Source organism: Defluviitalea phaphyphila (assembly GCF_001466305.1).
GTDB lineage: Bacteria > Bacillota > Clostridia > Lachnospirales > Defluviitaleaceae > Defluviitalea_A > Defluviitalea_A phaphyphila.
The window spans coordinates 1-26,521 of record NZ_JWID01000015.1; the positions used below are offsets into that span (position 1 = coordinate 1).

Below are 26,521 nucleotides of genomic sequence, written 5' to 3' on the forward strand. Positions count from 1 at the left end.
CAATATAATTTTCTATGCAAAATATGGTATATTCAACATCTTCAACTAAATCCTCTATGGGCATACCTGCTGAATACATTGCACGTATCTTTTTCATTTCATACCTAGTACTAGTTTGATATTTTGACCAAATAATCTCTTCATTATCTCTTGAATATCTCTGTATTCCATTTTTTATATCTTCCTTTAAAAGTTTTATTTTATCTTTTCTTTTCTCTACACATTGTTCTGCAAAATTTATTTCCTCTTCGAAATATTCCAATGTTTTAAACTTATCTCTTACCATAAATTACCCTCCTTTATTTATTATGACCAAGGACCGATACGGTTTGCCTCTTTATCTAGTCTAAAAGTTTTTATCGTTCCATCAGCATTTATATTAAATAATACCTTTATTTCTTAAATTTAGATTCAACAATAATATACTTATTCTCTATTTTACCTAATTTAGGGTTTAAAATCAATTTTAGTATTTAATACAAAAAACTCCTTTCTGGTCTTATCGTTATTTGATTTATGTCCAGAAAGGAGTTTTATTTCAACTACTTTTTTTGTTATTTTTATAGGTTGTTAAATAAAAAATTATCATTAAAATATATATTTAAAAATTATTATTTTTAAAAAATTCTTCTATACTATCAAAACAGGTATTAACCATAAATTTTATTTCGTCTTTATTAATTACATATGGAGGAATAAAATATAATACATTGCCCAAAGGTCTTAATAATAATCCTTTTTTAATAGCTATTTTGTAAATTTCATAACCAACTCTTTTACTCCAATGAAATGGCTCTTTTGTTTCTCTATTCTGTACTAATTCTATAGCTGTTATCATTCCTATACTTCTTACTTCTCCTATATATTTAAAATCTTTTGCCCTTTCTATAGTAAGATTTTTTATTAAATTACTCTTTTCTTTATTATTTTCTATTATATTCTCTTCTTCAAATATTTTTAGATTTTCAACAGCAATAGCACAAGCTAGTGCATTTCCAGAGTAAGTATGACTATGTAAAAAGGCTTTTCTTTCATTATATTCTCCATAAAAACAATCATATATTTCATCACTTGTCATAACTACTGACATAGGCATATATCCTGCTGTTATCCCTTTAGATAAACACATAAAATCTGGACTTATATTTGCATGATTACAAGCAAACATTTTCCCAGTTCTTCCAAATCCCATAGCAATTTCATCTGCAATGAGATGTATATTATATTCATCACAAAGTTTACGAAGCTTTTTTAAATATACTGGAGAATAAATTTTCATTCCTGATGCACCTTGCACCATTGGTTCAATTATTATAGCACTTATTTCTTCATGATTTTTTACAACACTTTCTTCCATAGCTTTAAAACATTCAGCATTACAAGTATCTCTATTACATCCATATTTACATCTATAACAATCAGGACTTTCCACTTTAATAGTATCTAATAATAATGGCTTATATATAACACTGTATTCATCTATTCCTCCAACTGATAAAGCTCCTAATGTTTCCCCATGATATGCATCTGTTAAAGTTAAAAATCTTTTTTTTCTAGTATTTCCTTTCTGCATATTATAATGAAAACTCATTTTTAAAGCTATTTCTACAGCCGATGAACCATTATCTGAAAAAAATACTTTAGTTAATCTATCAGGAGTTATTTTAACTAATTTTTCTGATAACTTTATGGCTGGTTTATTAGAAAAATTAGCAAATATAACATGTTCAATATTATCTGCCTGCGTTTTTACAGCTTCATTTATTCTTTTATTACTATGACCTAAAGTATTAGTCCACCAAGAAGAAATACAATCTAAATATTTATTTCCATCTATATCATAAAGCCAAACTCCTTCTCCTTTTTCTATCACTATAGGTTTAAAATCTTCATAATCTTTCATTTGAGAAGATGGATGCCATATGTATTTTAAATCTTTTGCTACATAATCTTTCATCTTTGTCTTCCTTTCTTATAGAGATTCCATACAATTTATTATGGTTTTTATATCAAAAACTTCTTCTGCATTTTTTCTAATGTTTTCTACTAAATTATTTTCTAAATTTTCTATGTATTTAAATTTACCTATAATAGGCACTTTAGTTAGTTTTTCTATCATTTGAATATTATCATCATAAAGTATCTCTTCTTTATAATTATTTATTATAATTCCTTTGATATTAATCCCTATTTTTTTTATGTATTCCACAGTTAAAACTGTATGATTTATTGTTCCTAACCCTGCTCTAGCGACAATTATTACACTCATCTTTAAATCTTTAATTAAATTTTCAAGAGTATATAATCCTCTTTTATCATCTATCAAAGGACATATTATTCCTCCACTACCTTCGGCAACTATATAATCATATTTTTCTTTTAAATAAGAATATTTTTCCTTAATTACATTTAATTTTATAGGTTTATTTTCTATTTTTGCTGCCAAATGAGGAGATACAGCTGTTTTGTAGACATAAGGAGTTATATTATTATAATCTTCTTTTAAATTACTTACTTCACTAACTATCTTAGTATCCTGTGGAATAAGCATATTTTCTTTTTCTAATGCTCCACTTAATGCCCCTTTAAAGTATGAAGTATTATATCCATTACTTCTTAGAACATATATAAGTCCTGCCGTTATAATAGTTTTTCCTACATCTGTATCTGTTCCTACTATAAATACTCCCTTAGCCATTTTTTCTAACCTCCAAATTAAGATCTTCTAACATTTTTTTATCATCACATATTTTATTTCCTGATGTAGTCAAATAGTTACCTGTTATAGTTGCATTAACTCCTGCTTTAAAACAGTTCTTTCCAAAATTATCTATAAGGTTTCTTCCTCCGCCTAATCTTATAAAAGCTTTAGGATGTATAAATCTAAAAATTGCCATAGTCTTTAGTATTTCATTTTGAGTTAAAGGCTGTTCATTTTCTAAAGGAGTTCCTTTAACAGGGTTAAGTATATTTATAGGAATTGAATTAACTTTTAATTTTTTTAATTCAAATGCTAATTTTATTCTATCTTCAAAAGTTTCTCCCACTCCAATAATTCCACCAGAACAAACCTTCATTCCAGCTTTTTTGGCATTGTTTATTGTTTCTACCCTTTCTTCATAACTGTGAGTTGTACATATTTTTTTATAATATTCTCTACTAGTTTCTAAATTATGATGATACATTGTTACACCTTTTTCTTTTAATTTCTTAAGTTGTTCATATTCTAATATCCCCAAAGATGCACATAAATCAAGATTAATTTCTTTATTTAATTCTTCATAAATTTCTAAAATATTTTCAAATTCCTCTTTTGTCACTGTTTTCCCACTAGTTACTAAAGAAAATCTATTTACTCCTTCTTTCTCATTTTCTTTTGCTAATTTTAAAACTTGTTCTTTCGATACTAACCCATATACTTCTACATTTGTTTTATAGTGAGAAGATTGTGCACAAAATTTACAGTCCTCAGAACATCTCCCTGATTTTCCATTCATAATAGTGCAAAGGTCTACTTCTCTACCTCCAAAATATTCTTTAATTTTATTGGCACTACAACATAATTGATTAATATCTTCATCCTTTTTAACTTTTGATAACTTTAAAGCTTCTTCAAAAGTTATAGACTGCCCTTTAAGAACCTTTTCTTCTAATTCTTTAATAAATTCTTTCATAAACATGCTCCTTTTTTCTTATTTTCATAAACTATATATCCATTTTTTCTTAACACAGGTAATAATTTCATTGATACATATGAAGTAAATATTGTTACCGGTACTCCTGCAAGTCCAACTGCTACATATATTATTTGAGATAATGCTCCTAACTTTGAACCAAGGATAATACCAGCCAAAGCACAAAATAAATATTGAAGAGTAAATGGTACATAAGGGATAGGAATTTTAATAAACGCACCAACAGCAGTTAAAGCTGCAAATATTCCTACCAAAATTAAATTTTTAGTATTTTTCATAAATACACCTCTTTCAAAAATTTTGATTTTTTTATAATAATACTCAAAGTTTGGTAGATTGTCAACATTATTTTAATTATAGGTTAACAATTTGCATTTAATTATTTAATTAATTTTTCTCAACTTTTAAAATCATTATATTTTTTAACAAAATTTTATTGAATAAATTACTTAAATAAAAAACACAAGCATACAACTTGTGTTTTTATCATAAAACTCTATATTCAAATCAAATTATAAATATAGTATAAACAATTAAGAATATTGTAATTTATATAATTTCTTATATACTCCTCCCTTTTTCAATAATTCTTCATGATTTCCTACTTCTTTAATTTCTCCTTTATTTAATACTATAATTTTGTCTGCATTTTTTATAGTAGAAAGCCTATGAGCAATAATTAAAGTTGTTCTTTCTTTGGAAATTTTTTCTAAAGAATTTTGTATTATTTTTTCATTTTCTGTATCAATATTAGCAGTGGCTTCATCTAGAACTAAAATCGAAGGATTAAAAGCAATAGCTCTAGCAAAGGACAATAGCTGTCTTTGTCCTGCTGAAAGTGTACGTCCTCTTTCCCTTACTGGTTCATCATAGCTATTTGGCAATTTTTCTATAAAAGAACTAGCATTAACATACCTAGAAGCTTTTATAACATCTTCATCTGATATATCTTTATTTTCTAATCTAATATTGTATTTAATATCCCCTTCAAACAGAAATACATCTTGCATAACAACTACTATTGCTTTTCTTAAATCTTTTAAATTAATATCTTTAATATTTATTCCATCTAAAAATATTTCTCCTTTTTGAATATCATAAAATCTACCTATTAGATTAATAATAGTTGATTTTCCTGAGCCTGTAGCGCCAACAAAAGCTACTGTTTCACCTGGTTTTACCTTAAAATTTATATTTTTTAAAACCCAATCTTTATTATTGTAAGAAAACCACACATTTTTAAATTCTATTTCGCCTCTTATATTTTTTATCGAAATTCCTTTTTCCATATTTTCTAATCCATGATTATTATCTAATAATTCAAAAATCCTTTCTGCAGAAACACTCCCCGACTGAATGGTACTATATTTATCAGCTAAATCTCTAATAGGTTCAAAAAATTTTTTTACATATGTAATAAAAGCATACAATACTCCTATTTCGATAGTATTATTAAGCACTCCTTTAGCACAAAAGAAAATTAAAATAGAGATAGCTAAAGTATTTATAAACTCTACTCCTGGTCTAAAAATAGCCATAAGATAAACTCCAAATACACTAGCCTTATTATATTTATCATTTAGATCTTTAAATTCTCTAAACTTTTCTTTTTCTCTATTAAAAATTTGAACTAAACTCATTCCAGATATATTTTCAGCTAAAAATCCATTAATTCTTGCAATTAAATTTCTAATCTTCATAAAATTCTTTTTTATCTTTTTATTATAAAAATATGTTATTCCTATCATAATTGGAAGAATACTAAAACTTACTAAAGCTAATTCTAAATCCATTTTTATCATTACAATTACAATTCCTATAATCATAAATATATCTTTTACTAAAGCTACTAAAACCCCTGAATAAAGCTCATTTAAAGCTTCCACATCATTAGTTACTCTAGTTAATATGCGACCTGAAGAATTATTATCAAAAAAAGTTAATGGCATATATTGTATATGAGAAAATAATTCCATTCTAATGTTATGTATAATATTTTGTCCCATGAGATTTAATGTATAAACTTGAGCAAATTGAAAAAAAGCTCCTAATACTACAGTAAATAAATAAATACTTCCTAATAAAAATATATTAATACTTTCTTTACTCCCTATAATATAATCATCAATTATAATTTTAGTAATATATGGGCTAATAAGTTCTGCTCCATTTACTAACAGCGCAAAAACCAAACTACTAAATAATAAAAAGGTATAGGGTTTAATATAATAAAACATCCTTATCCATTTGTTTTTACTTTTCATATCACTATACCCCTTTTCTCATTATCCTCCAATATTTGTGAGCAATATAATTTATAATATTCTCCTTTTTTATTTAATAGGCTCTCATGGGTTCCTCTTTCAATTATTTCTCCCTTATCTAATAATATAATTTCATCAGCATATTTTATAGTAGATATTCTATGAGCAATTATAATTCCTGTTCTTTCTTTTAAAATAGATTTTATGTTTTTTATTATTTCTTCTTCAGTTTTTGTATCAACTGCTGACAGACTATCATCTAAAATCAAAATAGAAGGATTTTTAATAACTGCTCTAGCTATTGATATTCTTTGTTTTTGGCCTCCTGAAAGGGTAATGCCCCTTTCTCCCACTAAAGTATCGAACCCTTTTGGAAAATCTATAATATTATTATATACACTAGATATTTTTGTAGCTTCTTCTATATCTTTATCATCATATTCATCAGAAAAAAACGAAATATTTTCTTTGATAGAAGAAGAAAATAAAAAATTATCTTGTGGAACATATCCTATATTTTCCCTTAAAGTAGGTAAAGGAATATCATTTATATCTATATCATCAATAAAAATATGTCCTCTTTCTACATCATATAATTTAAGTAATAAATTTAATAAAGTAGTTTTTCCACTTCCTGTTTTACCTATAATGGCTAAAGTCTTACCCGGTTGTATTTTTATATTTATATTTTTTAATATTTTTTGATTTGAATTAGGATAATTAAAGTTAAGATTTTTTATCTCTATTTTCCCTTTAAATTTTTGTATGTTACTATTATTTAAATCTTTTTCCTTAACATATGTTTTTTCTTCAAAAATTTCATCTAAACGTTTTATAGATGCTAAAGCTCTCTGCCATACTTCTACTATTCGTCCTAATTGATTTATAGGCCTTACAAAAATCCCTATATATGTATTAAAAGCAATAAAATCTCCTAAAGAAATTTCTCCATTTTTTACTAAAAAACTTCCTATAATCAATACTAAAGTGAAACTTACTCCAAAACAAATTTTCCCTATAGGATTTAAAAAGCCCGATACCTTTATATAATTTAATTGAACTTCTTTTTTATATATACTAGATTTTTCTAATTTTTTTATCTCATTTTTTTCTTGTACATAAGATTTTACAACTCTTATTCCAGATATATTTTCTTGAATCTTATCAGATAAATTAGCAAAAGCTCCTTGAACAATGCTAAATCTTTCTCTTATTATTTTCCTTAATTTTATAATCGACAAAAGAGCTGTTATAATAGGTACTATTGCTATAATAGTTAATTTAAAATTAATTGTTTTACTCATAACTATAATAGATGCTATATTAATAAATAATCCTTCTATTAAAAAAACTAACCCAAAAGCAAACGCCATTCTAATTGCTGATAAATCATTAGTAGCATAAGCCATAAGATCCCCTGTTTTTTTATTATTATAAAATTCAGGTGGTAAACTTTGAAGATGAGAAAATAGTTTTTCTCTTAAAAAACACTCTAAATCTCTAGACTTCCCCATTAAAAAAATTCTATAGAAAAATTTAAATATAAATATTATAATTCCTAAACCAAGCATTAAAAATACTAAGCCATAGATTTTATTTATAGATACTGACTGCTGCTTAAAAAGGTCAATTATATATCCTAATAATTTTGGCATAATAAGTTCTATTATATTAGCTAATATTACAAATATAAATCCTACAATATACGTTATAATATTTTTTTTAATAAACTGATTTATTATTAGCTTTTTTACCACTTCTTTTTCCTCCTAGGCTTTTTTATTTCAACCTATTATATAATTTTATTATAAAACTTTAATTATGTAAATCTGAAACAGTTTTCAATCTTTTTTAATGATATTTCTTGTATTACTTTTATACTTATAATTAAATATAAAAAAATTAGAGTACAAGTCGTACTCTAATTAATATAAATTTTATAAAAAATTTATTTATAAGGTTTCCAAAGATAATTTATATTCTTTATCTAATTTTTTCATTTCTCTCCAAATAAAAACTCCTGTAATTAATGCAGATAAAGCGTCTGAGGTAGGTGCAGATAACCAAACTCCTGTTAATTTAAATATAGGTGGTAATATTAATAAAAGAGGAATTAATAATATTACTTGTCTTAATAAACTTAAAAATATAGATATTTTAGCTTTCCCAATAGCTTGAAAATAATTAGAACTCACTATTTGAAATCCTATTATAGGTAGCATGGCTAAATATATTCTAATTCCATTACTTCCTATATTAATTAGGTCTGGACTATCATTAAAAATTCGTATCACTGTTTCTGGAAATAATTCTATTATAATAAAACCTAAGGTAGAAAACATGGTAGCCGCTCCTACAGCTAGCTTATAAGCTTTTTTTACTCTATCATACTGTTTGGCTCCATAATTATATCCAATAATTGGTTGAGAACCTTGGTTAATCCCAAAAATAGGCATTAAAAACATCATTGCTACACTAAATATAACACTCATAGCCCCTATAGCTAAATCTCCACCATAGTTTTTTAATGCATTATTAGATATAGTATTAACAACACTGGCTGCTAACTGCATTGAAAAGGGAGACATTCCTATAGAAAAAATTCCCAGAATAATATCTTTAGATAATTTCATATTTTTTATATGAAAATTTAAAGTACTATTTTTGCTTTGTAAAAATAAAAGTACATATATAGCACTAACTGTTTGTGCAAATACTGTAGCATAAGCTGCTCCTTTTATTCCCATGTTAAAAATAAATATAAATACTGGGTCTAAAATTGTATTAATAATAGCTCCCATTAACATAGTAGCCATTGCTGCTTTAGGATGTCCTTGAGAACGTATCATATGATTCATTCCAAATCCTATGGTATTAGCTAGTGCTCCATATAAAATAATCGTAATATAATCTTTAGCATATTTAAAAGTATCTTCACTAGCTCCAAATATCATAAGTAAAGAATCCCTAAAAATAAGTCCAAAAATAGTAATAATGGATGTAATAATAATCATTAATACAAAAGAATTTCCCAATATTTTTTCTGCATCTTCTATTTTATTCTGTCCTAATCTAATAGAAATAAGCGAAGCTCCTCCTATTCCTACTAACATAGCAAATGCCATTAAAATAGTCATAAATGGAAAAACTATTCCTATACCTGTAAGAGCTAGCTCATCTACTCCTTTACCAACAAATATTCTATCTGCAATATTATATAAAGCATTTACAATCATTCCAATTATGGCTGGAATAGAAAATTTAAGAAGTAAGATCCCTACTTTTTCGTTTCTTAATTGTTCTTGTCTATCCATTATTCATCTGCCTTTCTTTTATAATATAAGTCTATATTTCTTGTCATAGCTTCTAAAAGTTTTATAGTCTTTTCTTTATCTTCTTCTGAAAAATCTGATATCAATATCTGCGTCCAATTTTTTAAAACCTTGTATATTTTTCCTCTAATCTTATAGGCTTTTTCAGTTAAAAATACTAATTGAGCTCTATGGTCTTTGGGATCAGTCTTTCTACTTATATATCCTGTTTTTTCTAATTTTTTTATAGCTCTTGCAGTAGTTCCTTTATCTATATTTAATAAATTAGATATTTCCTCTTGATTAATTCCATCCTTATGATAAAGGATATTTAAAAATATAAACTGTCCACTACTTATTCCATAGGGTTCTAACTCTTTATTTATATAACATTGCTGCTGTCTATATAAAATAGAAATATATTTTCCAATAGATTTTGGAACAATCACTTATAGTCTCCTTCCTAATTTAATTGCGATAACAACTATATCACAATATAAAATAGTTGTCAATGCAACTATTTTATTTTAAAATTTTCAACTTAAAAAATCTTCTACATTTATAAATAACTATTAAAATGTAATTTTTATAGTATCTAATAACATTTTTATTTTATATTGATTAATTAATTGTAATTATACTATTAAGGAGAAATATATGATGTATAAGATTCAGTCCAATCGTATTTGGGAAATTGATTTTCTAAGGGGAATTGCTATTATTCTTATGATGATATTTCATTTTTTATTTGATCTTTCTAATTTTTATAATATTAAAATTCCTTTATGGAATAATTTTTGGTACTACGAAGGAAAACTTTCTGCAATTTTATTTATAATTTTATCGGGAATAAGCAGTAATTTAAGTAAAAATAATTTTAAAAGAGGAATTAAAATTCTTGGTATCGGATTATTTCTAACTATTAGTTCTTTTTTAATTATGCCATCAAAGTATATTCGTTTTGGTATTTTACATCTTTTAGGAACTAGTATGATTTTGTATCATTTTCTTAATGGTTTATCATTAAATTTAATTTTCTTTTTATCTATAATAGTTATTATTTTAGGGATAATTTTTGATTTTATAATTGTAGATACTTATTTTTTTATTCCTTTAGGACTTATCCATAATAATTTTATTTCTATGGATTATTATCCTATTTTACCATGGTTTGGAGTCTTTTTATTTGGAACAATTTTGGGAAAACTTTTTTATAAAGAAAAAAAGAGCATCTTCCATAAAAACTATTCTAATGATTTTCTTTGCTTTATTGGAAGACACTCTTTGTTTATTTATTTAATACATCAACCGGTATTTTTAATATTCCTTGAATTAACTAATTCTTTATTTCCTTTATAAATCTTCTACTATTACATCTTCTATAGCCTTTCCTGGTGGCACCATTGGCAATACTTTTTCATCTATATTTATATGACAATCTAAAATAATAGGTTCTTCTAAATTAAATGTTTCAGATAAAGCTTTTTCTAATTCTTTTTCTGTAGTTACTTTATATGCTTTTATATTATAAGCTTCCCCTAATTTTACAAAATCAGGTCCTCTATCTAAAGTAGTCGATGAATATCTTTTTCCATAAAACATAGTTTGCCACTGTCTAACCATTCCCAAAGCTCCATTATTAATAATTATAATCTTTATTGGTAATTTATAAGCACTAATAGTAGCTAACTCATTACAATTCATCCTAAAACTACCGTCTCCAGCTATATGAATTACTTTTTTATCAGGCTTTCCTATTTGAGCTCCTATAGCTGCTCCTGTGCCATATCCCATAGTTCCAAGTCCTCCAGAAGAAATATAAGTACGAGGTTTTGTAAATTTATAATATTGAGCAGCCCACATCTGATGCTGACCTACTTCAGTAGTAATAATTGCTTCTCCATCACTGATTTCGTATAACTTTTCTATAATATATTGTGGCTTTAAATTGCCATCCTGTATGTAACCTACAGGATATTCTTTCATTAAATTTTCTATCTTTTCGTTCCATGTATTAGAGGGTCTATTTTCTAATTTACTATTTAACATACTTAATACTGTTTTTACATCCCCAATTATATAATGATATGTACGAATGTTTTTATTAATTTCTGCTGGGTCAATATCTATATGAAGCACCTTAGCTTCTGGTGCAAATCTTTCTAATTTACTTACTACTCTATCACTAAATCGAGCCCCTATTGCAATAAGTAAATCACATTCTGTAGCTGCTATATTAGAAGCTTTTGTTCCATGCATTCCTATCATACCTGTATAAAGTTTATGAGTTGCTGGAAACACTCCTTGTCCCATTAGGCTACATGCTACTGGAGCATTTAATTTTTCTACAAAACTAAGTAGTTCTTTTTCTGCATTAGCATATCCTACCCCTCCTCCTGCATAAACAAAAGGCTTGGTAGAATTTTTAATTAACTTTATAGCTTTTTCTATATCCTTTTCTTTTATTTGTTCCGTATGGATTTCTACTGGCTTCGGTTCTTTATAAGAATATTCTGCCTTTAAAGCTGTTATATCCTTTGGAATATCAATAAGTACGGGCCCTGGTCGTCCTTCCTTTGCTATATAAAATGCTTTTCTTATCGTATCTGCTAATTTATTTACATCTTTTACAATATAATTATGTTTTGTAATAGGCATTGTAATTCCTCTAATATCTACTTCTTGAAAACTGTCTTTTCCTAATAACGGAACTGCAACATTTCCTGTTATAGCTACCATAGGAACAGAATCCATGTAAGCTGTTGCTATTCCTGTTACTAAATTAGTTGCTCCTGGTCCAGATGTAGCAATACACACTCCTACTTTCCCAGTTGCTCGTGCATATCCATCAGCAGCATGAGCAGCCCCTTGTTCATGAGCAGTTAAAATATGTTTTATTTCATTTTGATGTTTATATAATTCATCATATATATTTAAAACAGCTCCTCCAGGATAACCAAAAACTGTATCTACTCCTTGTTCTTTTAAACATTCTATTAATATCTGTGCTCCTGTAAGCTGCATAATTCCCCTCCTCTTGATAAGAAATGCGGCTATAGCCGCATTTCTTTATTTTATTTAATTAGTTTTTAATACTCCACCGGTACTTGCAGATGTTACTAATTTTGCATATCTTGCCAAATATCCTGTCTTTATTTTAGGTTCTGGTGCTTTCCAATTTTCTTTTCTTCTTTGTAATTCTTCATCAGAAACTTCTAAATTAATAGTTCCTTTTATCATATCTATAGATATAATATCTCCATCTTCTACCAAAGCAATAGGTCCTCCTTCTGCTGCTTCCGGAGATATATGTCCAATAGATGCTCCTCTTGTAGCTCCACTAAAACGTCCATCTGTAATAAGAGCTACATCTTTATCAAGTCCCATTCCTGCAAGGGCGGAAGTTGGAGAAAGCATTTCTCTCATTCCTGGACCTCCTTTAGGGCCCTCATAACGAATGACCACTACTTCTCCTTTATTAATCTTTCCTCCAAGAATAGCTTTTATTACTTCTTCTTCTGAATCAAATACCCTAGCAGGACCTTTATGAACTAACATTTCTTCTGCTACTGCAGAACGTTTTACAACACATCCATCGGGAGCTAAATTACCTTTTAATACTGCAATTCCTCCAGTTTTACTATAAGGATTTTCAATAGGACGAATTACTTCTTTATTACGGTTAACTGCTCCTTTTATATTTTCCCCTAATGTTTTTCCTGTTACAGTCTTAAGTGATAAATCTAATAAATCTTTCTTAGATAACTCTTTCATTACAGCTTGCACTCCACCAGCTGCATATAAATCTTCTATATGATTAGGTCCAGCAGGAGATAATTTGCAAAGATTTGGAGTTCTTGAACTTATTTCATTTGCTATTTCTAAATTCAATTCAACCCCTGCTTCATGAGCAATAGCTGGAAGATGAAGCATACTATTAGTACTACATCCCAAGGCCATATCTACTGTTAAAGCATTATAAAATGCTTCTTTTGTCATGATATCTCTTGGTTTTATATCCTTTTCTAAAAGTTTCATAACAGCCATACCTGCTTTTTTAGCTAAACGAATTCTTTCTGCATATACAGCAGGTATTGTTCCATTTCCTGGAAGCCCCATACCTAATACTTCTGTTAAACAATTCATACTATTAGCAGTAAACATTCCTGAACAAGAACCACATCCAGGACAAGCTGTCTCTTCACAATGATATAGTTCTTCTTCTGTCATCTTTCCTGCTTTTACAGCTCCAACTGCTTCAAACATAGTGGATAAACTAATACTCTTACCTTCTATTTTCCCCGCAAGCATAGGTCCTCCACTTACTACTACTGTTGGAATATTTATTCTAGCGGCAGCCATAAGCATTGCAGGAACAATTTTATCACAATTTGGAATCATAACTAAGGCATCAAACCCATGAGCCATTGCCATAGTTTCAATAGAATCAGCTATTAATTCTCTAGAAGCTAAGGAGTAATGCATTCCTATACTTCCCATAGCTATTCCATCGCATACTCCTATGGCTGGAAATTCAATAGGAGTTCCTCCTCCCATTCTAACTCCTGCTTTTACGGCTTCTGTTATAGTATCTAGATGAATATGCCCTGGAATTATTTCATTTTTAGCATTAACAATTCCTACTAAAGGCTGATTTATTTCTTCATCTATATATCCCATAGCCTTAAATAGAGAACGGTGAGGAGCTTTTTCTATTCCTTTTTTTACACGGTCACTTCTCATATTTTCACTCCTTATTCATATATTGGTTCTCCATTATTTCTTGCATACTCTTGGAACGCTTTTAATAATTTTTTTGTTATAGGTCCTGCTACTCCACTTCCTATAGTTCTTCCATCAACTTGAGTAACAGCTATAGCTTCTGCAGCTGTTCCTGTAAGAAAACATTCATCTGCGTTATATACATTATATAAAGTAAATTCTTTTTCATATATTTCTATACCCATTTCTTTAGCTAAATCCATAATAGTTCTTCTTGTTATTCCATCTAATATTCCTACATGAATAGGAGGAGTATAAATAACACCATCTTTTACAATGAAAATATTATCTCCTGTACATTCTGCCACAATTCCATCATGATTTAACATTAAAGCTTCAGAAGCTCCCGCACGATTAGCTTCTATTTTAGCTAATATATTATTTAAATAATTTAAAGATTTTACTTGAGGGTCAACGATAGTCGCTTTATTTCTTCTTTGAGCAGCAGTAATTATAGGCATTCCTTTTTCATACATTTCTTTTGGATATAATGTAATAGTAGAAGCAATACAAAATACTGTAGGCTTAGGACATTTTGTAGGACTAAGACCTAAATCTCCTCTCCCTCTAGTTACAACTAATCTAATATATCCATCTTTTAAATTATTTCTTCTACATGTTTCTATTAATACTTCTTTCATTTCTTCTTTACTCATTGGAATTTCTAACATAATAGCTTTAGCTGCTGCAAATATTCTATCAATATGTTCTTTACACTTAAAAATTCTACCATTATAAAAACGAATTCCTTCAAATACTCCGTCTCCATATAATAGCCCATGGTCAAATACTGATACTTTTGCTTCTGATTCCTTTACATATTCTCCGTCTAAATAAATAATCAATTCATCCGACATATTAATTCCTCCTATTTTTTATAATATTATAAAGCATTAATAATTAATTCTCCCATTTCTTTTGTTCCAACTAATTTCATGCCTTCGCTCATAATATCTCCTGTACGATAGTTTTCCTCTAGCACTTTTGTAACTGCATCTTCTATACAAGAAGCTTCTTTTTCTAAATTAAAAGAATAACGAAGCATCATAGCTGCTGACAAAATAGTAGCAATAGGATTAGCTTTGTTTTGTCCTGCAATATCAGGAGCGGAACCATGAATTGGTTCATACATTCCAAGAGTACCCTCTCCTAAACTAGCAGAAGGAAGCATTCCAATAGACCCTGTAATCATACTAGCTTCATCAGATAAAATATCTCCAAACATATTACTTGTAACTATTACATCAAATTGTTTTGGATTTCTTACTAATTGCATCGCAGCATTATCTACATACATATGGTTAAGTTCAACTTCTGGATAATCTTTTGCCACTTTTTCTACTACGGATCTCCAAAGTCTTGAAGATTCTAAAATATTAGCTTTATCAACGCTGGTTACTTTTTTATTTCTTTTCATAGCTGAATCAAAAGCTATTTTTGCTATACGTTCTACTTCTTTTACAGAATAGCATTCTGTATCATAAGCTTCTTCACCATTTATACTATCTCGTCTTCCTCTTTCTCCAAAATAAATTCCACCTGTAAGTTCACGAACTACAAGAATATCTAATCCATCTCCTATAATTTCAGGTTTTAAAGGACAAGCATCTTTTAAAGCTTTATGAAGTGTAGCTGGTCTAAGATTTGCAAAAAGTCCTAATTCCCCTCTAAGCCCTAATAAAGCTTTTTCTGGTCTTTTATCTCCTGGTAAATTATCCCATTTAGGTCCTCCTACAGCACCTAACAATACAGAATCACTTTTTTTACAAATATCTATAGTTTCTTGTGGAAGAGGTTCTCCTTTTGCATCAATAGCTGCTCCTCCTGCTAATACCTCCGTGTAATTAAATGTATGACCAAATTTTTCTCCTATTTTATTTAAAACTAATACTGCTTGTTCTATAATATCTGGTCCAATTCCATCTCCTGGAATAGTTGCTATATTGAAATTCATTTTTTTCCCTCCATTTTATCAAAAAGTAATTCTTTTGTATTATGACTATAAAAAGATTGGGAATACTCAAATATTTCTAAGGTTTTATTTAATTCCTTAGAAATATTTGATTAATTCCCTTTATAATTTAATTTATATAATTTGATTATATTTCTAATTTATCTCTATATTTATACTAAATCTTTTTGAATATATTTTATTAATCCATCTGATTCTATGATTTTTTGCATGAATTCTGGAAATGCTTGTGCTTGATAAGTTTCATTTTTAGTTATATTTTTTATAGTTCCTGTAGAAAAATCTATTTCTACTTCATCTCCTGCATCTATCCCTTTTACAGCTTCTTCACATTCTAATATTGGAAGTCCAATATTAATTGCATTACGATAGAAAATTCTTGCAAAAGTACTTGCTATAACACAGGATATTCCTGAAGCTTTAATTGCTATTGGAGCATGTTCTCTTGATGAACCACATCCAAAGTTTTTATCCGCTACAATGATATCTCCTTGTTTTACTTCCTTAACAAAATTAATATCTATATCTTCCATACAATGTTTTGCTAATTCTTGTGGGTCTGATGTATTTAGGTAACGTGCTGGAATAATTACATCTGTATCCACATTATCTCCATATTTAAATACTCTTCCTTTTACTTTCATCACTAGTCCTCCTTATTATGCTATATTTTCTGGATTGGTGATTTTACCCGTAAGGGCTGATGCTGCTGCAACTGCTGGACTTGCAAGATAAACTTCTGATTCTGGATGTCCCATACGTCCTACAAAATTTCTATTGGTTGTTGCAATAGCTCTTTCTCCTTTTGCAAGTATACCCATATGTCCTCCAAGACAAGGACCACAAGTAGGAGTACTAAATACTGCTCCTGCTTCTACCATATCCGCAACAAGTCCTTCTTTTAATGCTTGAAGATAAATATTTTGTGTTCCAGGAAATACTATAACTCTAACTCCTTTTGCTACTTTCTTTCCTCTTAATATACTTGCTGCTACTCTTAAATCTTCCATTCGTCCGTTTGTACAAGACCCTATTACTACTTGGTCTATTTTAATATCCCCTACTTCATCAATAGTACGAGTATTTTCTGGAAGATGAGGAAATGCTACTGTAGGACGAATTTTACTAAGATCTATTTCATATACTGCATCATATTCTGCATCTTCATCCGCTTCATAAACTTTATATTCTTTTGTAGAATGTTCCTTTACATAAGCTATAGTTTTTTCATCTACTGGGAAAATACCATTTTTAGCTCCTGCTTCTATTGCCATATTTGCTATTGTAAATCTATCATCCATGGAAAGATTACTAATGCCTTCTCCTACAAATTCCATAGATTTATATAATGCACCATCTACTCCAATCATACCTATAATGTGAAGTATTACATCTTTACCACTAACCCATTTATTCATTTTACCTTTTAAAACAAATTTTATAGCAGAAGGTACTTTAAACCATGCTTTTCCAGTTGCCATACCTGCTGCCATATCTGTACTTCCTATTCCTGTTGAAAAAGCTCCAAGAGCTCCATAAGTACATGTATGAGAGTCTGCTCCAATAACAACATCTCCTGGTACAACTAATCCTTTTTCTGGAATAAGAGCATGTTCAATACCCATTTCTCCTACTTCAAAATAATTTTCAATTTCTTTATCTCTTGCAAATTCACGAATATATTTACATTGTTCTGCAGCTTTAATATCCTTATTAGGAGTAAAATGGTCTGGTACAATTGCAACTTTCTTTTTGTCAAATACTTTGTCAACTCCAATTTTTTTAAATTCTTTTACTGCAACTGGAGTTGTAACATCATTCCCAAGTACTAAATCTAAATTAGCTTCTATAAGTTGTCCTGCCACAACTTTTTCAAGCCCTGCATGAGCCGCTAATATTTTTTGTGTCATTGTCATTCCCATAGTCTCATCTCCTTGTTACAAATATGTTTTGAATTTTTTTTCTATATCTTTAATTAATTTATATTCTATAGAATCTACTAACGCTATCCAACTAGCTTCTATAATATCAGAAGAAACCCCTACTGTGGTCCAAATATCTTCTCCATCAGTAGTTTCAATCAACACTCTAACTTTAGCTGCTGTAGCTGTTTTTGTATCTAATACTCTAACTTTATAATCTGTTAAATGAATTTGCTTAAGTCCTGGATAAAACACTTCCAAAGCTTTTCTTAATGCTTTATCTAAAGCATTAACTGGGCCATCTCCTTCAGCTGCTGTAATTTCAACTTCTCCATCAACATTAATTTTAATCATAGCTGTAGAACTAAATTTACCATTTTCAGAAGGTTGTTCTCCTATAATTTTAAAATGTTCTAGTTCAAAAAATGGCTTATATTTTCCTAATTGTTTTCTAACAATAAGTTCAAAACTACTTTCTGCTCCTTCAAATTGATATCCTTTATATTCTAATTCTTTTAATTTGTCTATAATTTCTTTTGCTTCTTTGGAATCTTTTGTAATATTAGGGTTAATTTTTTGTAGCTTAGATAAAATAGTAGTTCTTCCTGCTACTTCTGACATAAGAAATCTTCTTTCATTACCTACTAATTCAGGATTAATATGTTCAAAAGAATTACTAGATTTAGAAACTCCATCTATATGCATACCACCTTTATGGGCAAAAGCACTTTTTCCCACATAAGGCATTCCATCACTCAAACTAACATTAGCAATCTCAGCTATTTTTCTTGCTACCTTAGTAAGATTTTTCATTTGTTCTTTAGGTATACATTCAAAATTTTTCTTTAATTGAAGATTTCCTATTATAGTTGATAAATTGGCATTTCCACATCTTTCCCCAAAACCTATAAAAGTTCCTTGGACATGTGTAGCTCCAGCTTCTACTGCCATAATAGCATTAGCTACAGCCATTCCTCCATCATCATGAGTATGAATTCCTATTTTGACATCAAAAGTTTCTACTACTTTTTTAGTAATCTCATATATCTCATTAGGAAATGCTCCTCCATTAGTTTCGCAAAGAACAAGAGTATCTGCTCCTCCTTCTACTGCTGCAAAAAGAGCTTTCATAGCATATTCTGGATTGGCTTTATATCCATCAAAAAAATGTTCTGCATCAAATATTACTTCTTTCCCTTTATCTTTAAAAAAACTTAAAGTTTCTCTTATCATATTTAAATTTTCTTCTAAAGAAGTTTTTAAAATATCTGTAACATGGAAATCCCAACTTTTCCCAAATATTACTACAACTTCGGTATCCGCTTTTAATAAAGACTGTACATTATTATCTTCTTCAACAGAAATATTTCTTCTTCTTGTACTTCCAAAAGCAGCTAACTTTGCATTAACAAGTTTCATTTGTTTTACTCGATTAAAAAATTCCAAATCTTTTGGATTTGAACCGGGATTACCCGCTTCAATATAGGCAACTCCCAGTTCATCAAGAGTTTTTACTATTTTTAATTTATCTTCTACAGAAAATGAAATACCTTCGCCTTGTGCTCCATCCCTTAAACTAGAATCAAAAATTGCAATTTTTCTTGCCATTTTACACCTCGCCATTGCTATATATTATTTGTCTTGAATCCAGCTCATCATTTTACGAAGTTGTTTTCCTACTACTTCAATTTGATGTTCTTGTTCCATTTTTCTTCTAGCATTAAATGAAGGTCTATTTACCTGATTTTCTAGAATCCAATTTTTAGCAAATGTTCCATCTTGGATTTCTTTTAATACCTTTTTCATTTCTTTTTTAGTTTCTTCTGTAATTATACGTTTTCCAACAGAATAATCTCCAAATTCTGCAGTATCACTAATAGAATATCTCATGTAACTTAATCCACCTTGGTTAATTAAATCTACAATTAATTTCATTTCATGCATACATTCAAAATAAGCACTTTCTGGTTGATATCCTGCTTCAACTAAAGTTTCAAATCCTGCTTTCATAAGTTCAGATACTCCACCACAGAGTACAGCTTGTTCTCCAAAAAGGTCTGTTTCAGTTTCTTCTTTAAATGTTGTTTCCAAAATTCCTGCCCTAGCTCCACCAATTCCTGCAGCATAAGCGAGAGCTAAGTCTTTAGCATTACCTGTTGCATCTTGATATACAGCAACTAAACAAGGTACTCCTTTTCCTTCTAAATATTGACTTCTTACAGTATGTCCAGGTCCTTTTGGTGCAACCATAAATACATTTACATCTGCTGGTGGAACGATTTGTCCATAGTGAATGTTAAATCCATGGGCAAATACTAAAGAATTTCCTGGTTTTAAATTTGGTTCTATACTTTCTTTATATAATTTGGGTTGCTTTTCATCATTAATTAATATCATTATGATATCAGCTTGTGCTGCTGCCTCTTTAGCTGTTGCTACTTTAAGTCCTGCTTCTTCTGCTTTTGGCCAAGATTTACTTCCTTTATAAAGTCCTACTATTACATCAACTCCAGATTCATGCAAATTAAGTGCATGTGCATGTCCTTGACTTCCATATCCTATTATTGCTACCTTTTTTCCTTTTAATAAACTTAAATTACAGTCTTCTTGATAATACAATTTTGCCATTATTATTCCTCCTCAAATTTTTTATGTTGTTTTATTTGTTTATTTCCACGCTCCAAGGCAGTAAGCCCTGTGCGGATCATTTCTTTTATTCCATAAGGTTTTAACATATTTATTAAAGCTGAAATTTTTTCTTCATCACCAGTTATTTCAATCATTAAAGATTCACTGGCAACATCTACTATTTTCCCTCTAAAAATATTTACAATTTCAATAATTTCTGGCCTTTGATTTTTATCTGCTTCTACTTTTATAAGCATTAATTCTCTATATACAGATTGATTTTCTTTAAGCTCTATTACCTTAATAACATCTATAAGTTTATTTAACTGTTTTTTTATTTGCTCTAAAATATATTCATCCCCTCTAACAACTATAGTCATACGGGATACGTTAGGATCTTCTGTTTCTCCTACTGAAAGACTATCAATATTATACCCTCTTCTACTAAAAAGACCAGATACTCTACTTAATACTCCCGAATGATTTTCTACTAAAATAGATAATACATGTCTTTTCATATAATCCTCCTAACTTTTATATTTATTAAAGGGTACTTTCTTTAGGGTCTACTATACATTCGATTAAAAAAGATTCATCAGATTCAATAGCTTCATTAACTGCATCTTTTAATTCATCATCTTTAAAAACCCTTTTCCCTTTTATTCCATAAGCTTGTGCTAATTTTATAAAATCAGGATTTTTATTTAAGCTTACCCCATACTCTGCTTTATAAACTTTATGCTGTATTTCTCTAACCATTCCCAACCCTTCATTATTAAATAACAATATAATCAATTTAATTTCATTTTGTTTTATGGTAGCTAACTCAAATAAACTCATTTGAAAGCCTCCGTCTCCCATTACTGCAACTACCTGTCTTTTAGGATTTGCTATGGCTGCTCCTATAGCTGCTGGAAGACTATATCCCATAGTTCCTAATCCTCCAGAAGTTAAAAATTTTCTATCTTCAATTATTTTAAAATTTAATGCTGCCCACATTTGATTTTGTCCGACATCAGCTACCATGATAGCATTATTATCTAAAATTTCAGAAATAAGATTAATAGCATATTTAGGATTAACATTATTCGTAATATTCCTTTTTCTCTTATAATTTTGTCTTAAACTATTTAAATATTCCATCCATTCTTCTGTATTTAAAGGAGTAATTAACTCTAAAAATTGTTCTAAAATCTTTTTAACATCTCCAACTACTGGAATAGCTGTTCCTAAATTTTTACCAATTTCTGCAGGATCAACATCTATATGAATTATATCTGCATTTTTTGCAAATAATTTGCTTCCACCTGTTGCTCTATCTGCAATTCTAGCTCCTAAAAACATAACTACATCAGCTTCCGCTATAGCTCTATTGGCAAAATTAAAACCATGAGATCCTATCATTCCTATGTAATATGGTGAATTATGATCTATTCCTCCTAGCCCCATAAGAGTAGATACAACAGGAATTTTTGTTTTTTCTACAAATTTTAAAAGTTCTTTTTCTGCTTTAGCACTAACTACCCCTCCGCCAATACATAAAATGGGTTTCTTACTTTCTTTAAGTCTTTTAATAGCTCTTTTTACTTGGCCTATATGTCCTATATAAGTAGGCTTATATCCTCTTATATTTATTTCCATATCATAAGAAAATTTTATGTCTTCATTTTGAATGTCTTCTGGAATATCAATTAAAACCGGCCCTGGTCTTCCAGTTTTAGCAATATGAAATGCTTCTTTCATAATCTGCGGAATATTCTTTGCATCTTTTACCAAGTAACTATGTTTTATAAAGGATTCAGTAGCTCCTGTAATATCTACTTCTTGAAAAACATCTCTTCCAATAAGTGTTGATTTTACTTGTCCGGTAATCACTATAAGGGGAATAGAATCCATATAAGCAGTTGCAATACCTGTAATTAAATTAGTAGCTCCAGGTCCTGATGTAGCAATGCAAACTCCTACTTCCCCAGAAGTTCTAGCATAACCATTAGCACTATGAGCAGCGGCTTGTTCCTGCCTAACTAATATGTGTTTTATATTAGAATTTCTTAAAGCTTCATATACTGGCATAATAGCTGCTCCTGGATATCCAAAAATTACGTTAACTTCTTCCTTTTCAAGACACTTTACAATGGCCTCTGCTGCTTTCATCTTCTTCCCTCCTTTTATATAAGGTATATAAAAAAACCTCATCCCTGCTAATGCAGGGACGAGGATATTCTCCGCGCGTTACCACCCTTCTTAACTTTATTTTGCAATAAAGTTCACTTACTAGGTTCTAACAAACCTTTGCCTGTAACGGGGCTTACCGTTTATCTTCTACCTACATACTTATATGCATAAGTATGCGTTCAAAGAAACTGCTCTGGAGAGATTCATATTTTGCTATAGGATCGGTTTGCACCAACCACCGATTCTCTGAAACCTATATTATGCAAAATATCGGGCTCCTTCATTGCATTTATCTGAAAATTAAATTTGTAAGTATTTTAGCAGGATTCTGAAATAATGTCAATAACTTTTTTAATTTATTTTTATTCATCTTTCTAATTCATCTTCTAATTTTTTCAAATCTTTTATAATAATAGTTTTTCCATCTACATCTATATAATTTTTCTTTTTTAACTGACTCATTATTCTACTCGAAGTTTCCCTTGTTGTTCCTACAATATTCGCTATATCTTGCCTTGTCATTCCTAATTCTAATTCTATACCTTTAGATGTATTTTTCCCATATTGCTTTGCCAGTTTTATTAGCACTTTGATTGTCCTTATATATGAATCATGTAGAGCCATTTCTTTTACATTTGCTTGGGAATGATATAGTCTTCTACTTAATTCCTTTATAATTTGAAGAGATAACTCCCTATTTTCTAATACCATTTTTTCTATATCCTTATTATAAATCATACCAACAATAGCATCTTCTATAACTTCTGCGGTAGCAGGATATTCCATATCATTAAACATGGTTACTTCTGCTATAATATCCCCTTTTCCAAATATATTTAAAATAATCTCTCTTCCATCAAAAGATGTTTTATACATTTTGATTTTCCCTGATTGAATATAATAAAAAGCTTTCCCTTTTTCTCCTTCTAAAAAAATTTTTTCTCCTTTTTTATATTCTTTTTTTATTTCTAAATTACTAATTTTTATAAGTTGATCCTCTGATAATCTTGAGAAAATAGGTATATGCCTTAATGCTTCTATATGATTTTTCATTTTATCTCCTCTTTTCATTAAAATATATTAATATGTGATATATATCATAGTAGAGTATTCCTATATATTTTATAATGATTGTATCATTAAATGCAAGGAGGATTTTTATGAGTGCTTTTTTAGGACCTATACATTATTGGTTATATAATAAAATTATTTTATTTGAAGAATTAGAAGATACTTTAGTAAATATTTATTCAGAAAAATATGGAGATTCTATAAAAGATATTTTTAGACAACATTGTGATAAATATGACTATCCTCTTCCCAAAAATGAACCTTTAGAAAATTTAATTGATCAAAGTAATATACACGGTTGGCTTCAAAACAAAATAAGTATTGCCGAAACCCGTCAAGCCTCTTTTTTAAACGAAATATTTAATACTTATAAAGAGGAAGCTATAAACATAGCTTTGGAAGCACATAAGAATCAAGGAAGTGAAGTAGGCAAAAAAAGTAGAAAAATTGAAAAAGCTTCTTCTGCCCCTGAATTATTTAAAGCCTTAAATAATTATATTTTAGATGGAATGCCTTGTGACCGAGTAAATAGCATAATTATATCTGAAAACGATATATTAGAATGGGAAACTGTATCTTGCCTTCATATAGATTATTGGAATTCTGTAGGTGCAGATCCTAATATATTTTATAACTTAAGGAAAACATGGATAGAAGCTTTTATTAAAAATGCTAATCCAGAATATAAATATGAATTTAAAAACACTTCTAATTCATTATTTAATAAAATTATAAAAGGAGAAAATTAATATGCAAATTACAAAGGATATGATTATAGCAGATATATTAAAAATTAATCCTAATGCAGCTAGAATATTAATGGAAAGTGGTATGGGATGTTTAGGTTGCCCATCTTCACAAGGCGAATCCTTAGAAGATGCTGCTGCTGTTCATGGAATAGATGTTAATAGTTTATTAGAAAAATTAAATGCTTAATAATTAAATTATTAATATTTCTTGTATATAAAAATTCCCCTACTAGGGGGAATTTTTATTGTAAATCTTTATCTAAGTTAATAACTATTGCTTTTGACCTTGTCATTGCTTCAATACTATATCTAATTCCTTGAGTTCCAAGTCCTGAAGCCTTAACTCCAAGGAATGGAAAATGATCCGGTCCTCTTTCTGTTTTATTATTAATCTGAACTGTACCAACTTCTAATTTTTGAGCTATAGCAAAGGCTTTATCAATATTTTTAGTAAATACTGCTCCTTGCAAACCATATTCTGATTTATTTGAGATTTCAATAGCTTCTTCAATATTTTTTACCCTAATTATAGGTAGGACAGGTCCGAAAGGTTCTTCCCAAGCAATTCTCATATCTTCGGTAACATTATCAAATACTGTTGGCCAAATATAATTTTTTTCTCTTTTATTTCCTATCAGAAGTTTAGCTCCTTTTTCTATAGCATCATCTATTAGCTCTTGTACAAAATCTGCTGCTTTATTACTTATTAATGGAGTTATTTGTGCATCATCTTCTGGTTTCCCCACTGATAATTTTTCTACTTGTTCTACAATTTTATTTGCTAATTCATCTGCTATCTCTTCCATTACTAATACTCTTTTTACTGCAGTACATCTTTGTCCTGAATAATTAAAAGCCCCTTTAACAATATTTTGCGCCGTTTCATCTAAATCACAATCTTCTAATACAATAGCTGCGTCTTTTCCTCCTAATTCTAATAAAAGAGGAATCATTCCTGCCTTATTAGAAATACGATGACCTATCTCTGTACTTCCTGTAAAATTAATCATATCTATTTCTGGATGAGTAATAAGATAATCCCCTATCTCTGAACCTTTACCTGTAATAATATTTAATACTCCTGCTGGAATTCCTGCCTCGCAAAAAATTTGTCCTAAATACATAGCACTAATAGACCCTTGAGTAGGAGGTTTAAATACAACACTATTTCCTGCAACTAATGCTGGAGCAATCTTTGAAGCTGATAAATTAACTGGATAATTAAAAGGTGAAATACATAATATAACTCCTAAAGGAACTCTATCTACTAAAGATATTTTTGTTTTATCAAATCCTGGGAAGGAATCACCATATATAGTTTCTCCAGTCATTCTTTTAGCTGTCTCTGCAGTAAAATGTATGAAATCAATAGTTCTTTTTACTTCAGAAATAGCTGAACTTTTTGATTTTGCAATTTCTTTCATCAAAATATCAGCAATTTCTTCTTCATATTTTTCCATAATTCTTGCTGCCTTATGAATAATATTCGCTCTCTCACTAATTGGAGTTTGAGCCCACGCTTTTTGAGCTTTTTTAGCACTATCTATAGCAAAATCAACATCTTTTTTACTCTGAGCTTGGATTTCTCCTACTAAAGAATCATCTACTGGAGAATATATTTTTATTCTTTCACCACTTTTTGATTCTAACCATTGTCCATTTACTAAATTTTTATATGTATTACCTTCTCGAAATACACATGAAAACATATTATCACCTCTTCTTATTGTAAAATCACCAATATTATTTTATAATAATTATTATATAATAGTTATTATATTTATTCTACTATTTTATTAAAATAAATTATTTTATGTGAAAATTATAGATATAATAATATTTTTATATTAAAATATTATTCAACTTTAATTATCTCCTTATATTTATTTTTTATAATAAAACTTGTAAATTATCATTTATTTAATTAATATTATAATAAACAACTAAGATTG

24 protein-coding genes and 1 other annotated feature are annotated in these 26,521 nt (G+C 28.8%); of the genes, 3 read left to right on the top strand and 21 right to left on the bottom strand.

Annotated features, from left to right (window positions below):
* The 9 genes from OM90_RS09215 to OM90_RS09255 form a co-directional block, all read right to left on the bottom strand.
* The coding region (locus OM90_RS09215; protein WP_144428573.1) for a PoNe immunity protein domain-containing protein at positions 1-286 on the bottom strand (286 nt) is incomplete at its 3' end.
* Between the two features lie 315 nt (positions 287-601).
* Positions 602-1,957, bottom strand: coding sequence for an adenosylmethionine--8-amino-7-oxononanoate transaminase (gene bioA, locus OM90_RS09220; RefSeq protein WP_058486602.1), 1,356 nt, complete (start codon positions 1,955-1,957; stop codon positions 602-604).
* A gap of 15 nt (positions 1,958-1,972) precedes the next feature.
* A complete protein-coding gene (gene bioD / locus OM90_RS09225; RefSeq protein ID WP_058486603.1) occupies positions 1,973-2,698 on the bottom strand; it encodes a dethiobiotin synthase in 726 nt (241 codons plus the stop codon).
* A complete protein-coding gene (gene bioB, locus OM90_RS09230) occupies positions 2,691-3,674 on the bottom strand; it encodes a biotin synthase BioB (protein ID WP_058486604.1) in 984 nt (327 codons plus the stop codon). The genes bioD and bioB overlap by 8 nt, the downstream gene beginning before the upstream one ends.
* The gene (locus OM90_RS09235; protein WP_084758018.1) at positions 3,671-3,973 is read right to left on the bottom strand and encodes a biotin transporter BioY; all 303 of its coding nucleotides are present in this window, start codon (positions 3,971-3,973) and stop codon (positions 3,671-3,673) included. Before OM90_RS09235 ends, bioB begins: the two co-directional genes overlap by 4 nt.
* A gap of 255 nt (positions 3,974-4,228) precedes the next feature.
* Positions 4,229-5,959, bottom strand: a complete 1,731-nt coding sequence (locus OM90_RS09240; protein WP_058486605.1) for an ABC transporter ATP-binding protein — start codon at positions 5,957-5,959, stop codon at positions 4,229-4,231.
* Positions 5,956-7,716 (bottom strand): ABC transporter ATP-binding protein, encoded by a 1,761-nt coding sequence (locus OM90_RS09245; RefSeq protein ID WP_058486606.1) that lies wholly within the window; start codon positions 7,714-7,716, stop codon positions 5,956-5,958. Before OM90_RS09245 ends, OM90_RS09240 begins: the two co-directional genes overlap by 4 nt.
* A gap of 195 nt (positions 7,717-7,911) precedes the next feature.
* Positions 7,912-9,273 (bottom strand): MATE family efflux transporter, encoded by a 1,362-nt coding sequence (locus OM90_RS09250; protein ID WP_058486607.1) that lies wholly within the window; start codon positions 9,271-9,273, stop codon positions 7,912-7,914.
* On the bottom strand, positions 9,273-9,719 hold the full coding sequence (locus OM90_RS09255) for a MarR family winged helix-turn-helix transcriptional regulator (RefSeq protein ID WP_058486608.1): 447 nt from the start codon (positions 9,717-9,719) through the stop codon (positions 9,273-9,275). Before OM90_RS09255 ends, OM90_RS09250 begins: the two co-directional genes overlap by 1 nt.
* Positions 9,720-9,927: 208 nt before the next feature.
* Between OM90_RS09255 and OM90_RS09260 the strand changes: the two genes are divergently transcribed.
* Entirely contained in the window at positions 9,928-10,629 is a 702-nt protein-coding gene (locus OM90_RS09260) for a heparan-alpha-glucosaminide N-acetyltransferase (protein ID WP_058486609.1), read from the top strand.
* On the opposite strand, the gene ilvB (OM90_RS09265) is transcribed toward OM90_RS09260, so the two are convergent.
* The 11 genes from ilvB (OM90_RS09265) to OM90_RS09315 all read right to left on the bottom strand — a co-directional run bounded on the left by ilvB (OM90_RS09265) (position 10,624) and on the right by OM90_RS09315 (position 23,802).
* On the bottom strand, positions 10,624-12,294 hold the full coding sequence (gene ilvB, locus OM90_RS09265) for a biosynthetic-type acetolactate synthase large subunit (protein WP_058486610.1): 1,671 nt from the start codon (positions 12,292-12,294) through the stop codon (positions 10,624-10,626). The two genes, OM90_RS09260 and ilvB (OM90_RS09265), sit on opposite strands and share 6 nt — an antisense overlap.
* Before the next feature lie 54 nt (positions 12,295-12,348).
* The gene (gene ilvD / locus OM90_RS09270) at positions 12,349-14,013 is read right to left on the bottom strand and encodes a dihydroxy-acid dehydratase (RefSeq protein ID WP_058486611.1); all 1,665 of its coding nucleotides are present in this window, start codon (positions 14,011-14,013) and stop codon (positions 12,349-12,351) included.
* 11 nt (positions 14,014-14,024) lie between these two features.
* Complete coding sequence (gene ilvE, locus OM90_RS09275; RefSeq protein ID WP_058486612.1) at positions 14,025-14,909, bottom strand: branched-chain-amino-acid transaminase; 885 nt, start codon at positions 14,907-14,909, stop codon at positions 14,025-14,027.
* A 26-nt stretch (positions 14,910-14,935) separates the two neighbouring features.
* Entirely contained in the window at positions 14,936-16,006 is a 1,071-nt protein-coding gene (gene leuB, locus OM90_RS09280) for a 3-isopropylmalate dehydrogenase (RefSeq protein WP_058486613.1), read from the bottom strand.
* Positions 16,007-16,176: 170 nt separating this feature from the next.
* The gene (gene leuD, locus OM90_RS09285; protein ID WP_058486614.1) at positions 16,177-16,668 is read right to left on the bottom strand and encodes a 3-isopropylmalate dehydratase small subunit; all 492 of its coding nucleotides are present in this window, start codon (positions 16,666-16,668) and stop codon (positions 16,177-16,179) included.
* Between the two features lie 15 nt (positions 16,669-16,683).
* The gene (leuC, locus tag OM90_RS09290; protein WP_058486615.1) at positions 16,684-17,946 is read right to left on the bottom strand and encodes a 3-isopropylmalate dehydratase large subunit; all 1,263 of its coding nucleotides are present in this window, start codon (positions 17,944-17,946) and stop codon (positions 16,684-16,686) included.
* Between the two features lie 15 nt (positions 17,947-17,961).
* A complete protein-coding gene (cimA, locus tag OM90_RS09295) occupies positions 17,962-19,554 on the bottom strand; it encodes a citramalate synthase (protein ID WP_058486616.1) in 1,593 nt (530 codons plus the stop codon).
* A gap of 24 nt (positions 19,555-19,578) precedes the next feature.
* Positions 19,579-20,574, bottom strand: coding sequence for a ketol-acid reductoisomerase (gene ilvC / locus OM90_RS09300; RefSeq protein WP_058486617.1), 996 nt, complete (start codon positions 20,572-20,574; stop codon positions 19,579-19,581).
* 2 nt (positions 20,575-20,576) lie between these two features.
* Complete coding sequence (gene ilvN, locus OM90_RS09305) at positions 20,577-21,092, bottom strand: acetolactate synthase small subunit (RefSeq protein WP_058486618.1); 516 nt, start codon at positions 21,090-21,092, stop codon at positions 20,577-20,579.
* 25 nt (positions 21,093-21,117) lie between these two features.
* Complete coding sequence (gene ilvB, locus OM90_RS09310; protein ID WP_058486619.1) at positions 21,118-22,728, bottom strand: biosynthetic-type acetolactate synthase large subunit; 1,611 nt, start codon at positions 22,726-22,728, stop codon at positions 21,118-21,120.
* Positions 22,729-22,779: 51 nt separating this feature from the next.
* Positions 22,780-23,042, bottom strand: a binding site (T-box leader).
* A 73-nt stretch (positions 23,043-23,115) separates the two neighbouring features.
* Positions 23,116-23,802: a Crp/Fnr family transcriptional regulator gene (locus tag OM90_RS09315; RefSeq protein WP_058486620.1), complete on the bottom strand. Its 687-nt coding sequence runs from the start codon at positions 23,800-23,802 to the stop codon at positions 23,116-23,118.
* 107 nt (positions 23,803-23,909) lie between these two features.
* Here OM90_RS09315 and OM90_RS09320 point away from each other — a divergent pair, with 107 nt between their 5' ends.
* The gene (locus OM90_RS09320) at positions 23,910-24,569 is read left to right on the top strand and encodes a hypothetical protein (RefSeq protein WP_058486621.1); all 660 of its coding nucleotides are present in this window, start codon (positions 23,910-23,912) and stop codon (positions 24,567-24,569) included.
* A 1-nt stretch (position 24,570) separates the two neighbouring features.
* Complete coding sequence (locus OM90_RS09325; protein WP_058486622.1) at positions 24,571-24,756, top strand: DUF1858 domain-containing protein; 186 nt, start codon at positions 24,571-24,573, stop codon at positions 24,754-24,756.
* Positions 24,757-24,811: 55 nt separating this feature from the next.
* On the opposite strand, the gene OM90_RS09330 is transcribed toward OM90_RS09325, so the two are convergent.
* Positions 24,812-26,278, bottom strand: coding sequence for an NADP-dependent glyceraldehyde-3-phosphate dehydrogenase (locus tag OM90_RS09330; protein ID WP_058486623.1), 1,467 nt, complete (start codon positions 26,276-26,278; stop codon positions 24,812-24,814).
* Positions 26,279-26,521 lie beyond the last annotated feature (243 nt).

What these genes read in the sequence shown, in the direction of transcription:
- bioA (WP_058486602.1), bottom strand. Translation starts at nt 1,957, where the DNA reads ATGAAAGATTATGTAGCAAAAGATTTAAAATACATATGGCATCCATCT.
- bioD (WP_058486603.1), bottom strand. Translation starts at nt 2,698, where the DNA reads ATGGCTAAGGGAGTATTTATAGTAGGAACAGATACAGATGTAGGAAAA.
- bioB (WP_058486604.1), bottom strand. Translation starts at nt 3,674, where the DNA reads ATGAAAGAATTTATTAAAGAATTAGAAGAAAAGGTTCTTAAAGGGCAG.
- OM90_RS09235 (WP_084758018.1), bottom strand. Translation starts at nt 3,973, where the DNA reads ATGAAAAATACTAAAAATTTAATTTTGGTAGGAATATTTGCAGCTTTA.
- OM90_RS09240 (WP_058486605.1), bottom strand. Translation starts at nt 5,959, where the DNA reads ATGAAAAGTAAAAACAAATGGATAAGGATGTTTTATTATATTAAACCC.
- OM90_RS09250 (WP_058486607.1), bottom strand. Translation starts at nt 9,273, where the DNA reads ATGGATAGACAAGAACAATTAAGAAACGAAAAAGTAGGGATCTTACTT.
- OM90_RS09260 (WP_058486609.1), top strand. Translation starts at nt 9,928, where the DNA reads ATGATGTATAAGATTCAGTCCAATCGTATTTGGGAAATTGATTTTCTA.
- ilvB (WP_058486610.1), bottom strand. Translation starts at nt 12,294, where the DNA reads ATGCAGCTTACAGGAGCACAGATATTAATAGAATGTTTAAAAGAACAA.
- ilvD (WP_058486611.1), bottom strand. Translation starts at nt 14,013, where the DNA reads ATGAGAAGTGACCGTGTAAAAAAAGGAATAGAAAAAGCTCCTCACCGT.
- ilvE (WP_058486612.1), bottom strand. Translation starts at nt 14,909, where the DNA reads ATGTCGGATGAATTGATTATTTATTTAGACGGAGAATATGTAAAGGAA.
- leuB (WP_058486613.1), bottom strand. Translation starts at nt 16,006, where the DNA reads ATGAATTTCAATATAGCAACTATTCCAGGAGATGGAATTGGACCAGAT.
- leuD (WP_058486614.1), bottom strand. Translation starts at nt 16,668, where the DNA reads ATGAAAGTAAAAGGAAGAGTATTTAAATATGGAGATAATGTGGATACA.
- leuC (WP_058486615.1), bottom strand. Translation starts at nt 17,946, where the DNA reads ATGGGAATGACAATGACACAAAAAATATTAGCGGCTCATGCAGGGCTT.
- cimA (WP_058486616.1), bottom strand. Translation starts at nt 19,554, where the DNA reads ATGGCAAGAAAAATTGCAATTTTTGATTCTAGTTTAAGGGATGGAGCA.
- ilvC (WP_058486617.1), bottom strand. Translation starts at nt 20,574, where the DNA reads ATGGCAAAATTGTATTATCAAGAAGACTGTAATTTAAGTTTATTAAAA.
- ilvN (WP_058486618.1), bottom strand. Translation starts at nt 21,092, where the DNA reads ATGAAAAGACATGTATTATCTATTTTAGTAGAAAATCATTCGGGAGTA.
- ilvB (WP_058486619.1), bottom strand. Translation starts at nt 22,728, where the DNA reads ATGAAAGCAGCAGAGGCCATTGTAAAGTGTCTTGAAAAGGAAGAAGTT.
- OM90_RS09315 (WP_058486620.1), bottom strand. Translation starts at nt 23,802, where the DNA reads ATGAAAAATCATATAGAAGCATTAAGGCATATACCTATTTTCTCAAGA.
- OM90_RS09320 (WP_058486621.1), top strand. Translation starts at nt 23,910, where the DNA reads ATGAGTGCTTTTTTAGGACCTATACATTATTGGTTATATAATAAAATT.
- OM90_RS09325 (WP_058486622.1), top strand. Translation starts at nt 24,571, where the DNA reads ATGCAAATTACAAAGGATATGATTATAGCAGATATATTAAAAATTAAT.
- OM90_RS09330 (WP_058486623.1), bottom strand. Translation starts at nt 26,278, where the DNA reads ATGTTTTCATGTGTATTTCGAGAAGGTAATACATATAAAAATTTAGTA.